Here is a 12777-nt window from a genome sequence, read left to right on the forward strand (position 1 = left end):
CGCGGGTCCCGACGCACCGTGCCCAGGACTCGAGGGCACCGCAGCAGGTCCCGACGCATCGTGCCCAGGACTCGAGGGCACCGCCCCGGAGTCCGACGCGCCGCGCCCAGGACTCGAGGACGCTGCCGCAGATCCCGACGCGCCGTACCCGGGACTCGAGGGCACCGCCCCGGAGTCCGACGCGCCGTACCCGGGACTCGAGGACGCTGCCGCAGGTCCCGACACGCTGTACCCGGGATTCGAGGGCACCGCCGCGGGATCGGGCGCGGCACCGGGCACTGCTGCCTCGGTTCCGTCGCACGGTGGTGTGGCCGCTTCCTCGGGAGTGGCGGGTGCTTCGGCAGCGGGAGCGTCGACGGCGGGTATGGGTGCATCGGTCACAGGCGCGGTTTCCTCGCGGACGGGCCCGGCCGCGGCGCGGTCGGGCTGAGTGAAATGGGAAAGGTGCTCGGCGGCCGCGTGGTCGGGCCGAGCGGTATCGGGTGTGGATCCGGACGGACCATCGGTCGGGGCGGATCGGGACGCGGGATCGGGGCCGGGGATTGCCGGGTCGGACGCCAGCGGATCGCGTATTGCCGCCTCGGGCATTGCCCGGCCGGAGTCTGCCTGGCCGGAGTCTGCCTGGCCGGACTCTGCCTGGCCGGACTCTGCCTGGTCCGAGACTGCCTGGCCCGACACTGCCTGGCCGGACTCTGTGGGATCGGGTGCCGCCTGGCCGGACGTCGCGGGATCATCGGGCACTACCGGATCGGCTGCCGCGGGGTCGGGAGGGGGCGGGGTCGGCTCGGCGTCCGACTCACCGCTCACCGGTTGGTCCTCGCATCCGGGGAGTCGGCGGCCGTGTCGCGGGAGGCGGATCGAAGGTGGTCGGACCGCTGGAACGGGCGCACCGTTCCGCTGCTGCGGAAGCACGGCGATAAGCCGGTGTGCGGTAGCGCCCGGTTTCGTCGACCGGTCGTATCGTCAAGCCGATACGCGTACGGGGTTCCCGTGAACGCGCACGGCGCAGCGAATTTCGTGGCTACCACCCCGATAGTCACCGACGGGTTCTCCATCCGTCGCCCCCACCCGGCATCCCGGTCGCATCTCACAACCGGTAGACGAGGTCCCATTCTCCCACCCCCGCTATCGTCCGGCCGCAGCCGTCCTCCGCGATAGTAGACGAGACATTCCGACCGCGCGCTCGATTAATTCCGCTGCCCACCGGTGGGAATCCGGTGGCGCTCGTCAGTGGGAGTCGGGTTCGGCGAGATCCCGGTCGGCCAGTTCGGCTTTCACCACCGTGAAGGCGGTGGACTGATTGTATCCGCGCCGCGCCAGCATGCCCACCAACCGCCGAATGGTCTTCTCCCGATCCAGATCTCGCGGCAGGGTGCGCAATTTGCGCCGCACCAACTCGGTGGCGCGCTCGTGCTCGTCCTCGGTGCTGATCCCGGCCAGCGCCGATTCCGCGTCCTCGGGCGCGACCCCCTTGCGCCGCAATTCCTGCGCCAGCGCCTTCTTTCCTTTTCCGGAGAAGGTGTGCCGCGAATGCACCCATTGCTCCGCGAACGCCGCGTCGTCGATCAATCCCACCTCGGCCAATCGGTCCAGCGCCCGCCCCGCCACCTCGGCGGAGAACCCTTTCGCCGCCAGCCGATCCGCCAACTCCGCCCGGCTCCGGGCCCGATCGGTCAACAACCGCAGGCACACGTCCTTCGCCTGCGCCTCGGTCCCGCCCCCGGGCAGCCCCTCCCCCGGCTCGCCCCCACCGGCAGACCGCCGCCGCGCTCCACGCCCCCGACCACGCCTCCCATCGGACTCCCCCGGCTCACCGCCCGGTCCAGCGAAACCCGAACCGCCCCGGCCTCGTTCTCCTTCGAACGCCGCGCCGTCAGGCTCTCCTCCGAAGCCCGTACGCCGATACCGCCGACCTCGACCGCCGGACGACCCATCGGCACCGCTGTGCTCCTCCTCCAAGGCAGCGGAATCAGGCTCCGCACCGATATCCGCGCGCCGATACCGCCTACCGCGCCGATGCAAGCCCTCGGAGGTGTCGGACCCGCGAGCACCGCGGTCATGGCTGCCGCCCGCGATGTCGCCGGCTGCGTCCTCGTCCCCCGCCATCCCGTGGTGGGCGGCATGCCCTGGCTCGACATCCCGTGCCGCGTCAGCACGCCCCCACTCACGCGACGACCGGGCCCCAGCGGATGCGCGACGCGGCCACGCCGTCACCGAATACGGCTCCTCCGCATCGGATTCGACATCGTGCCCCGTGCCGGGCGCGGCTGCCCGCCGCCGCGCCGGTGCACGGCGCGCGGTGGGCTCCTCCGCCGGGTACCCCTCGCCGGCGTCGTCCTCGTCCGGGCGGCGGCCGTAGGTTTCGGCGCTGTAGACACCGGTGCCGTAGCGGGCGAGGTGCGACGGTTTGTCGGACTTGCGGGCACGGGATTCGATGGCGTCGAGTTGGCGGCGGAGGCGTTCCACCGCTTCCAGGCGGGTGTTGCCGTGCCCCGGCGAGGCGGGCCGGGGCTCGGGGGTGTCCCGGTCGGTCATCGAGGGATCAGAAGTCGGCCGGGGCCTCGTCGCCCACGGTCACATCCGCGCCGATGCCGAGCTTCTCCTTGATCTTCTTCTCGATCTCGTCGCGCACGTCGGTGTTCTCCAGCAGGAACTTGCGGGCGTTCTCCTTGCCCTGGCCGAGCTGGTCGCCCTCGTAGGTGTACCAGGAGCCGGACTTGCGGATGAAGCCCTGCTCGACACCCATATCGATGATGGAGCCCTCCTTGGAGATGCCCACGCCGTAGAGGATGTCGAACTCGGCCTGCTTGAACGGCGGGCTGACCTTGTTCTTGACGACCTTGACGCGGGTGCGGTTGCCGACCGCGTCGGAGCCGTCCTTGAGGGTCTCGATACGGCGCACGTCCAGGCGCACCGAGGCGTAGAACTTCAGCGCCTTACCGCCGGTGGTGGTCTCGGGCGAGCCGAACATGACGCCGATCTTCTCGCGCAGCTGGTTGATGAAGATGGCGGTGGTGCCGGAGTTGTTGAGCGCGGAGGTCATCTTGCGCAGCGCCTGGCTCATCAGGCGGGCCTGCAGACCGACGTGGCTGTCGCCCATCTCGCCCTCGATCTCGGCGCGCGGCACCAGGGCGGCCACCGAGTCGATGACGATGATGTCGATGGCGCCGGAGCGCACCAGCATGTCGGCGATCTCCAGTGCCTGCTCACCGGTGTCGGGCTGGGAGACCAGCAGCGCGTCGGTGTCGACACCCAGCTTGCGGGCGTACTCCGGATCGAGCGCGTGCTCGGCGTCGATGAAGGCCGCCACACCACCCTGTGCCTGCGCGTTGGCTACCGCGTGCAGGGCGACGGTGGTCTTACCGGAGGATTCCGGACCGTAGACCTCGACGATGCGGCCGCGCGGCAGACCGCCGAGGCCGAGGGCGACGTCGAGCGCGATGGAGCCGGTCGGAATCACCGAAATGGGCTGGCGCGCCTCTTCGCCCAGGCGCATGACCGCGCCCTTGCCGAAGCTCTTCTCGACCTGCGCCAACGCCAGTTCGAGCGCCTTGTCGCGGTCAAAAGCCTGTGGTGCCATCGTCTGGTCCCCTTCTCGACGGGTGAGTCTCAATCTGTGGTTGGCGCCCACGTTAGAGGGCGGCACCGACAAGTTCCGCCGCCGAGCTTAGACGAACAGATGTTCGATGCAAGCGACGCGCCCCTCGACACGCGGATCGGTCGGGCGACCCGCCGCGCACGGTCGGCTACCGAGGGTCGACGACCGACCGTACCCAGCGCAGACTCGGCCCCAGACAGCGGTCCCGAGCGGTGGCGAACAGCCGCACGCCGGCCGGTCCCGGCCAGTCCGGGGGCAGCATGCGCTCGGGTAGTCCGGGATCGAGGTAGGGAATGGTCCGCCATTCGTCCAGCAGCGGGACGAAGATCCGGAACGCCCGCTCGTCGTCACCGAGCCGATCCGCCCCGGCGCTCCCTGTCGCGTTGCCCGCACTCGCATTCCCCTCGACCGTGTGCCCACCTGCCGCCCTCCCCATGGCCGAACTCGCCATGGCCACGGTCCCCTCGGCCACGGTCCCATCGACAGCCACCCCGTCAGCGCCGGTGAAGCTCCCACCATGGTGTGCGAGGAAGGCCCGATATCTCCGGGCGAGGGCGTCCAGATCCCACCACTGCGTCGCGGCGGCGCGCGGCGTCGTCGGCGCGGTGATATCGGTGGCGCGGAAGGTGGTCACGTACTCGTCGAGTCCGAGTGCGGTGACGATGGCCGTGGCCTCGTCGGCGAGGTAGTGCGGGCAGATCCACAGTCCGGGCGCGACCGTCCCGCAGCCGATGGCGGACAGCCTGCGGCGCAGCTGATGTCGCGCCGCGCGCGCCGATTCCGGAATGCCGAAACAGATCAGCTGCCAGGGATCGTCCTCGCCCATCCGCCGGAAGCCGAAGATGCGGGCATCGCCCCGTGCGTACATGGCCTCGGCGGCCGGGGTGAGACGGTATCCGCTGCGGCCGCCGCGTGTTTCGGCATCGAGCACGCCCTTGCCCTTCAACCGGGTGACCGCCGTGCGCGCGCTCTGCTCGGGCACCCCGAGTGCGGCGAGCAGCCCGCCGAAATCGGCGATGGCGATCCAGCCGCCGAGTTCGCGCACGTACGCGCCCAATACGGTTCGCGCCAGCGAGGTGACACTGCCGGGCCGGGAATCGATGTCGTCGAGGATGGCGCCGACGGCGCGGAGTTCAGACATCGGGATCGGCGTCGAGCTCGTCGCGGATGGCGGCCACTCCGGCGAGCACCTCACCGAACGTGGTGCTCAGCGGGCTCAGGCCCAGGCGGACACCGTGCGGCCGACGGAAATCGGGCATGACGCCACGCTGCCACAGCCGCGCGGTGATCTCCCGGAACCGGGGGTGATCGATGGTGACGTGCCCGCCGCGCCGGGCCGGATCGATGGGCGAGGACACTGTCACACCGCGGGGCAGCAGCCATTCCCGCACGAGTTCGAGTGCGAATTCGGTGAGCGCCACCGACTTCGCGCGCACCCGCGGCATCCCGGCCGCCTCGATGAGGTCGAGCATGTCCTGGATCGGGAGCATCCCCACGATGCCGGGACTGGCGCTGATCACCCGCCGGATGCCGGGCGCGGGCACGTAACCCTGTGCCATGTCGAAGGGATTCTCCCGGCCCATCCAGCCCCAGATCGGCTGCCGGAAATCGGCCAGATGGTCGGCGCGCACATAGGCGAAGGCCGGAGATCCGGGCCCGCCGTTGAGGTACTTGTAGGTGCATCCGGCCGCGAAATCGACTCCCCAGGTGTCGAGTTCGATCTCCACCGCGCCGACGGAATGGCACAGGTCGAGCAGCAGCATGGCCCCGGCGGCGTGCGTGACGGCGGTGAGGGCGGGCGCGTCGAGCAGATAGCCGGAGCGGTAGGCGACATGGCTGAGCACCACCAGCGCGGTGTGTTCGGAGACCACCGCGGCCAGGTCCGCGGCGGTGACGCCACCGTCGAAGTCGGCGTCGATCCAGCGCAGCGTCATATCGCTGTCGGCGGCAATGGATTCCATCAGATAGCGGTCGGTGGGGAAGTTGTCGCGGTCGAGCACGATCTCGGTGCGTCCGGGCCGCATGGCCAGCGCGCCGCGCGCGAGCTTGTAGAGCAGCACGCTGGTGGAGTCGCCCATGGTGGTCTGTCCGGGCGCGGCGCCCAGCAGGGTGCCGCCGATCCGGTCGCCGAGGATCAGCGGCAGCTCGAACCACTCCTCGTCCCAGCCTCGAATGAGTCTGCGGCCCCACGCCTCGGTCACGAACGCGGACAGGCGTTCGGCGGTGCGGCGCGTGGGGCGGCCGAGGGAGTTGCCGTCGAGATAGGCGACGATCTCCGGATCGTCGTGGCCGACGAACTCGCCCGGATACGCCGCCAGCGGATCGGCGGCGTCGAGAGCCGTTGCCCGAGCGGTGAAGTCGGTGTCGCTGCGGGTCATGGGGCTCCCGTTTCGGTGCGGACGGCGAAGAGTTCCGGAAAGAAGCTGACCTCGAGAGCGCGGCGCAGGAAGCCCGCGCCGCTGGTCCCCCCGGTCCCCCGCGCGGACCCGATGGTCCGCAGCACCGTCCGCAGATGCCGGAACCGCCACAGCTGGAAGTTCTCCTCCAGGTCGACCAGTTCCTCGAAGGTCTCGTAGACCGACCAATACTGCTGCGGGGCTTGATACACCGATTTCACCAAGGGGAGCAGCGCGGGATCGAGTGCGTAGCGTCCGGTGACATCCCGCTCCAGCGTCGACCGCGGCACCTCCAGTCCGGTGCGCGCCAGATGCCGCCAGAAGGCGTCGTAGAGCGTGGGTTCGGAGACCAGTGCCGTCAACTCCGCGGCGGCCTGCGGTTCGTCCGCGAAAACGGCCAGAATCGCGGGATTCTTGTTGCCGAGAATGAATTCCACGGCTCGGTACTGATACGACTGAAACCCCGAGGAGTTTCCGAGCGCTCCCCGAAACCGCGCGTACTCGGTGGGCGTCAGCGTCGCCAGCACCGACCACTGCTCGGTCAGCGTCTGCTGGATGTGTTTCACGCGCGCGATGCCCTTGAGCGCGATATCGGGCGCATCGTCGTCGAAAGCCGCACGCGCCGCGCGTATCTCGTGCAGCACCAATTTCAGCCACAGTTCCGTGGTCTGGTGCTGGATGATGAACAGCATTTCATCGTGCTGCGGCGGCCTGCTGACCGGATGCTGCGCACCGAGCAGCGTCTCCAGGTCCAGATAGGTGCTGTAGGTCATGGCGGTCCCCACTCAGACGGTGCCGACCACCTCAGGTTAGTACACAACTATGACGTCCGTCACGAATACGTCATTAGACACCACTAGCCGAGCGTGACCACCTCCGCCCGACCCGACACCACGGTGTCGGTGTGGTCGACGAGCGCGACCCGCACCTGCACGGTCTGCCCCGCCGACAGCGGTGCGCCGGTCAGCGCGATCACGGCGGACCGGGCGGAGCCATCGCAGATGAGGGCGGAATGGGAGCCCGAGGCCGAGGGGCTGTCCGCCTCGGGCGCGCCGACCAGCGCTTTGGCGGCGACCACTCCGGCCGTGGCCTCGCAGCTGTAGTCGATGCCGATATTGGCCGGGCCGACGCCCGTGATGTCGATGGAGTTGGCAGCGACCGCAGGGGCCGCGGTGGCGACGAGAGCCGTGGCTGTAGCACCGAGAGCGGCCGTCAGCAGGGCCGAGCGGCGGTAGTTCCGAATGGTGCGCATAGATCGTCGTCCTCCTGGGTAGCGGGAACAGATCACCGAACACACTCAGAAGAGATCGCGGTACGCGGGCACCGCGAACTCCATGGTCCCGCACGGCCACGGCGGGGCACAACCGAGCCCCCGTCCGAGGGGCGGACGCGGACGGGGACTCGACGGGTGTCACCGGATCGGCAGCAGTGCGTTCTCCTCCTCCGGACTACGGGGGCCGAAGATGCGACGGTCGGCTTCGGCGATGGGAGTGTCGTTGATGCTGGCCTCGCGCCGTGACATGAGTCCCTCGGGGGAGAACTCCCACAGCTCGTTCCCGTAGCTGCGGTACCACTGGCCGTCCTCGTCGTGCCATTCGTACTGGAAGCGGACGGCGATGCGGTTCTCCCGGAATCCCCAGAGTTCCTTGCGCAGGGCGTAGCCGTTCTCCTTGGCCCACTTGCGCTTCAGGAAGTCGACGATCTCGGCGCGGCCGGTCATGAACTCATCGCGATTGCGCCACACGGAATCCTCCGTGTACGCCTGCGCGACGGTTTCCGGATCGCGGGTGTTCCAGGCGTTCTCGGCGGCGCGGACCTTGGTCTGGGCCGATTCCAGATCGAACGGGGGCAGTGGGGGTCGCATGGCGGATCCTTTCGGAGGGTGGCTTCAGGGGTTCGCGGGAGACAGTTCGGACGCACCCCAGCGCAGCGGGCTGGCACCGGCGATCTCGACGACCTCGGTGGCGGTGAAGTCCACCGTGGCCTGTGAGCCGGGGGCGAATGTGGTGTCGTCCCAGATTATTTCCGCAGTTCCGGTCAGCTGCAGGGTCGAGCCGGTGCGCCAGTCCGGGATCAGCAGTCCGCAGCGCGGGTCGGCGGCAATATTGCCCAGCGTCATGAACATGGAGTTGCCGCGGTAGTCCGGCCACCGCAGGCGCGTGGGCGAAAGCACCTGGAGGAAGCCGGGATTGCCGCCGCGGTGGGAGGCGTCGGCATTGCCGTCCGGATCGGCGGAGGCGATGAAGAAGGTGTCGGCGGCCGTGATCGCCCGCTGCTGCGCGGCGGTCAGCTCGGACGATCGGTGCACGGTCACCGCGGAGGCGCCGCTCCAGTCGTCGATGGTGCGGCGGGTGATGTACTTCGGGCAGTTGGAGTACACCTGGTCGGTGGTGATCCGCAGCCCGCGCTCGGTCGGTTCGGTCACGCCGTTGACGCGCATCCGGCGGCGGCGCTGCGGTTGCAGGGCGATCATGCCGATGTGCCGGGTGGAACGCAGGGGTTCGGCGAGCGGATCGGCGGCGGTGGGCAGCGCGTCCACCACGATGGTGCGCTCGTCGGTGGCGCGGGCGAATCCGGCCGGACCGATCAACTGGCTCGCCCACAGTCGGCCCGCGCCATCGGCGGCGGCGATCACGACCAGCGGCTGCTCGGCGAGAAAAGCCGCCGCGGTGTGCGGTATCTCGGCGCGGATCATGCGTCCGACGTGCTGGGCGATATCGGACTGGCCCATGCGCTGCTGCACGGCCACCTCGCCCGGGTGGTAGCTGGTGGTCATCTCGTTCTCCGGTGTGCGTCCGCCCCGGTGCGGGCTCGATGCCCGCACCGGGTGAATCACGATGTCGGTCAGAAGAATCCGCAGGTGGGGGCGGTGCCGCTGGGCGCGGGGGCGGCCTCGGCACCGCTCGGCGCGTACACCTCGAGCCGGATGCCGTCGGGGTCGCTGAAGAAGATGCCGCCGGAGGAGGCGCCCTCACCGTGGGCGACGACGCCGTCGTGGGCGAAGCTCACGTTCAGATCCTTGAGCACCGACTCCACCGACCGCACCTGCTCCAGGCTGTCGACCTGGAACGACAGGTGGTGCAGGCCGGGCGTCTTCGCCGAGAACTCGCCATCGCTCTGCTGCCACAGGGTCAGCACCAGCTTGCCGTCGGCACCGAGGAAGGCGAAGCGCTGCTCACCCTCAGTGCTCGCGCCGAGCTGCTCGAAGCCGAAGGCGCGGCGGTAGAAGTCCACCGAGCGGGTGAGGTCGGTGACGTTCAAGCCGATGTGGCCGGTGGCGAGCTGGGGTGCGGTGACCGCGGTCATGATTTCCTCCGAGGAAGCTCTAACTGGTTTGTGTTGTTTTGATGGTTAGAATCTAGAAGCAGCGGGGAACCGCTGTCAACCCCCTAAATGATTTGAGTGGTTAGAATGGCACTGCCGCAACCGAACCGGACCGGAAGCTGGTTACCCTCAGGCATGCCCGTTCCACGCCCCCACCTCGGAGAGCCGCTCGCCCTGGACCTGCTCAACACCCGCTGGATGAGCGGGGAAGGACTGCAGGATCTGCTCTCCGACGTGGCGGGATTGCGGCAATGGCTGGCCGACAACGATCTCGCCGAACGCTGCCCGGCCGACGCGGCGACCCTGCACGCCCTCGTGCGGACACGCGAGGCCATCCTGCGCGCGGCGCGCGGCGACGATATCGAGGCGCTCAACGGCATCCTCGAGCACGGGCGGATCCGCCGCATCCTCACCGACCACGGCCCCCGGGACGAGGTGGAGGTCCGCGACCCCGCATGGCTACCGGGCTGGCTGGCCGCCGACGACCTGCTGACTCTGATGGCGGCGCCCGACCGCATCAAGCAGTGCGCGCACCCGCACTGCGTGCTCTGGTTCTACGACACCTCGAAGAACGGTGCCCGGCGGTGGCACTCCATGGCGACCTGCGGCAACCGCGCCAAGGCGGCCCGGCACTACGCGCGCAACGCCTGACACGCTGAGTTCACCACCGCGCCTTGGGCACATCGAATTCGGCGCACAGGGCGCGCCACACATCGCGGGGATCGATCCCCGCCTCGATGGCTTGCGCCCCGGTCTTCCCCATGGACGGCAGCACGTGGTCGCTCAGCAGCGCATCCCCGCGCGCCGTACCGAACTCGGTGTACAACAGCTCCTGGAACTCCGTCAACCGCACGGCCGCGAGCCTACGCGAGGGCACGAACGCCGGTACGAGCCCGGGTCCGCGCCCACTCGGCCGCGTGCCGGGCGACATCACGCACGCGGCCGTCGGAGGCCACCGCTCGTCACAACGCCACGGCTGGCCGGCCGCGCGTCCGCCAAGCACCGAAGCCACCCCGGCCGAGAGTGTGTTCGCACCGCGAGCCATCTCGGCTAGCGATGTGAGTGTGTTCGCACCGCGAGCCACCTCGGCTACCGGCGTGCTCGCCGTGGGCCATCTCGGCTACCGGTGTCAGTGTGTTCGCACCGCGAGCCACCTCGGCTACCGGTGTGCTCGTCGCGAGCCACCTCGGCTAGCGGTGTGTGCGCGCCGCAGCGGCCACCTCGTGGCACAGCGGCACGGGGTCCGAGACCACACTCGCGTCGGCGGACGCCTTGCGGGCGCGCTCGGCGAAGGTCGGCTCGTCGAGTATCCGGCGCACCGCGGTGCGGACGGCCTCGGCGGTGAGCGGGCGGACCAGGAGCGAACTGCCGTGGCGGGCCGCGCGATTGGCCAGTTCCCATTGATCGCCGCCACCCGGGACGGTCACCACCGGCACACCGGCCAGCAGCGATTTCGCCAGCAGCCCGTGGCCGCCGCCGCCGATCACGACCGAGGCGTGCCGCAGCAACTCGTCCTGGCGACCCAAACCCGCTGTGGCCCACGGCGGCAGCTCGGCGGGCGGGGTGTCCAGCATGGAGATCGCCACCCGCACCCCGGCGCCGTCGAGCGCCTCGAGCACGGTGTCCACCATGCCGCTGACACCCGTGTGCGCGGTGGACGGCGCGACCATGACCAGCGGGTCGTCACCCGGCGGCAGGTCGAGAACATTCGCCGTCGGCTCCCACAGCAGCGGGCCGACCAGGTGCGCGTTGTCCGGCCAATCCGGGCGGGGCACCTCCAACGCGGGCAGGGTCGCGACCAGCCGCGCCGCGGGACCGGGATCCTCGGGCGGCAGGCCGATGCCCGCCCGGGCTCGCTCGCGCTGCTCCTCGCCCTGCCGGATGGCGCGGGCAGTCATTCCGCGCAGCACCGCGTCGCGGGCCCGGCCGCTCAGCCCCTCCCCCGGCGCGAGCCCACTTCCGATGGGCGGCAGCCCTTTCGACGGCAGGTAGAGCGGATGCGGGGAGAGTTCCACCCACGGCACCTTCATCCGCTCGGCCGCCATCCCGCCGCCCGCGGTGAGCACGTCCGACACCACCAGATCGGGCAGCATGGCACTCATATCGGGCAGGATCTCGGTCGAGATGAAGGCCGCGCGTTCGTGGATCCGCTGCCCGGCGTCGGCATCGTCGTCCTCGGCCCGGGGCGCGAGCCCTTTCAGCCGCCGCACCCCGATACCGACCTGCTTCGCGGCGTCGAACCACCGCGGCCCGGTGAACAGCACGGGCTCATCGCCCGCCTCGAGAAATCGCAGACACAGGGCGATCGCGGGGAACGCATGCCCCGGATCCGGCCCGGCCACCACCGCTACTCGCACGCGCCCAGCGTGCCATATCCGCGGGTGGAACTCAGCACACACCACTGAGCACGGTCGATCACCCGCACGACAGGTACGGAATGGATGTCAGAATGCGCATATTTCAGTGTCGATATCGCTGTGCCTGTTACCCGCCCCCGAGCCAGCCGGGCGGGCACGCGGGCAGCCAGGATCCCGCGCCCCGCGCGTGCGCAATGCGCGACTCCCGCCAGGCACGCGGCACAGTCGTGCCGTCGCAACGCCATTGCGCCGCCTACGCACTCAGCCGCCGGGCAGGGCTGTCACAGACGCCGAGCTGCGCAGCCACATACACCGGCTATGCAGCCGCCGCTCGTAACGGCCGCACCCAGCCAGTCAGCCGCCGAAGTAGTACAGCTCGAACCCCGTCGCGCGAGCGGCCGGGAAGCCCTCGATGGGCCCGGTCGACATGTCGACGATGGCGCGCGCCTGCTCCAGCACCGGGTCCGAGCTCAACGCGGCGAGGTAGCGGCCATGAGCGACAAGGGATTCCACTGCGGGCTCGATGGTATCGGTGACGTCCACGGCGTGGGTGACCTTCGGCCCCGTGACCGCCGCCCAGCGCGGCGACCAGACGGGCAGCTCCGCCAGCTCGGGGAAGATCCACTCGTTGCCCGCGTCGGAGACGGCGTCCAGACCGGCCCGGCCCACCGCCCGGTGGTCGGCGCTGTTGGCGTATCCGGGTGCCCAGGTATCGCCGAAGTTGAACAGGATCACCATCTCCGGCCGGTGCCGGCGGATGGCGGCGGCCAGGTCCCGGCGCAGTGCGAGCGACTCCTCGACCCGCCCGTCCGGATACCCGAGAAACTCCACCTCCGCGACCCCCACGGCCTTGGCGGCGGCGATCTCCTCCGCCTCGCGCAGCCGCCCGGATTCCGCGGGCGGCAACCCCGCGATTCCGGCCTCACCGCTGGTCACGAGCACATAGCGAATATCCTTGCCCTGCCGTGTCCAGCGCGCCACGGCAGCGGCCGCGCCGTACTCGATGTCATCGGGGTGCGCGACGATGACGATGCCGCGCTGCCAGTCCTCGGGTAGCTGCTCCATGGCGGTATTCAAACATCCGCGCGCGCCCGAACACTCG

General features: G+C 70.0%; 13 protein-coding genes. 1 reads left to right on the plus strand and 12 read right to left on the minus strand.

What is annotated here, in order from left to right; translation table 11 throughout:
- Positions 1–1227: 1227 nt before the first annotated feature.
- The 9 genes from recX to FOH10_RS19975 all read right to left on the minus strand — a co-directional run bounded on the left by recX (position 1228) and on the right by FOH10_RS19975 (position 9300).
- Positions 1228–1728: a recombination regulator RecX gene (recX, locus tag FOH10_RS35775; RefSeq protein ID WP_255056541.1), complete on the minus strand. Its 501-nt coding sequence runs from the start codon at positions 1726–1728 to the stop codon at positions 1228–1230.
- A gap of 814 nt (positions 1729–2542) precedes the next feature.
- Entirely contained in the window at positions 2543–3580 is a 1038-nt protein-coding gene (recA, locus tag FOH10_RS19935) for a recombinase RecA (protein ID WP_029928296.1), read from the minus strand.
- Between the two features lie 166 nt (positions 3581–3746).
- Complete coding sequence (locus tag FOH10_RS19945) at positions 3747–4739, minus strand: PaaX family transcriptional regulator (RefSeq protein ID WP_244961293.1); 993 nt, start codon at positions 4737–4739, stop codon at positions 3747–3749.
- Complete coding sequence (locus FOH10_RS19950; RefSeq protein ID WP_143981879.1) at positions 4732–5976, minus strand: kynureninase; 1245 nt, start codon at positions 5974–5976, stop codon at positions 4732–4734. The genes FOH10_RS19945 and FOH10_RS19950 overlap by 8 nt, the downstream gene beginning before the upstream one ends.
- Positions 5973–6767, minus strand: a complete 795-nt coding sequence (locus FOH10_RS19955; protein WP_143981880.1) for a tryptophan 2,3-dioxygenase — start codon at positions 6765–6767, stop codon at positions 5973–5975. The genes FOH10_RS19950 and FOH10_RS19955 overlap by 4 nt, the downstream gene beginning before the upstream one ends.
- An 83-nt stretch (positions 6768–6850) precedes the next feature.
- On the minus strand, positions 6851–7246 hold the full coding sequence (locus FOH10_RS19960; RefSeq protein ID WP_143981881.1) for a hypothetical protein: 396 nt from the start codon (positions 7244–7246) through the stop codon (positions 6851–6853).
- Positions 7247–7405: 159 nt separating this feature from the next.
- Complete coding sequence (locus FOH10_RS19965) at positions 7406–7858, minus strand: nuclear transport factor 2 family protein (protein WP_143981882.1); 453 nt, start codon at positions 7856–7858, stop codon at positions 7406–7408.
- 24 nt (positions 7859–7882) lie between these two features.
- Positions 7883–8770: a pyridoxamine 5'-phosphate oxidase family protein gene (locus FOH10_RS19970; protein WP_143981883.1), complete on the minus strand. Its 888-nt coding sequence runs from the start codon at positions 8768–8770 to the stop codon at positions 7883–7885.
- Between the two features lie 68 nt (positions 8771–8838).
- The gene (locus FOH10_RS19975) at positions 8839–9300 is read right to left on the minus strand and encodes a VOC family protein (RefSeq protein ID WP_143981884.1); all 462 of its coding nucleotides are present in this window, start codon (positions 9298–9300) and stop codon (positions 8839–8841) included.
- Positions 9301–9453: 153 nt separating this feature from the next.
- Here FOH10_RS19975 and FOH10_RS19980 point away from each other — a divergent pair, with 153 nt between their 5' ends.
- Complete coding sequence (locus FOH10_RS19980; protein ID WP_143981885.1) at positions 9454–9969, plus strand: CGNR zinc finger domain-containing protein; 516 nt, start codon at positions 9454–9456, stop codon at positions 9967–9969.
- Between the two features lie 10 nt (positions 9970–9979).
- On the opposite strand, the gene FOH10_RS19985 is transcribed toward FOH10_RS19980, so the two are convergent.
- From FOH10_RS19985 to FOH10_RS19995, 3 genes are all read right to left on the minus strand, one after another.
- Entirely contained in the window at positions 9980–10171 is a 192-nt protein-coding gene (locus tag FOH10_RS19985) for a DUF3046 domain-containing protein (protein WP_143981886.1), read from the minus strand.
- A 337-nt stretch (positions 10172–10508) separates the two neighbouring features.
- A complete protein-coding gene (locus FOH10_RS19990) occupies positions 10509–11675 on the minus strand; it encodes a glycosyltransferase (RefSeq protein ID WP_143981887.1) in 1167 nt (388 codons plus the stop codon).
- Positions 11676–12029: 354 nt separating this feature from the next.
- Positions 12030–12740: a PIG-L deacetylase family protein gene (locus tag FOH10_RS19995; RefSeq protein WP_143981888.1), complete on the minus strand. Its 711-nt coding sequence runs from the start codon at positions 12738–12740 to the stop codon at positions 12030–12032.
- Positions 12741–12777: the final 37 nt, after the last annotated feature.

It is taken from the genome of Nocardia otitidiscaviarum (genome assembly GCF_007362295.1).
GTDB classification, from domain to species: Bacteria; Actinomycetota; Actinomycetes; order Mycobacteriales; family Mycobacteriaceae; genus Nocardia; species Nocardia otitidiscaviarum.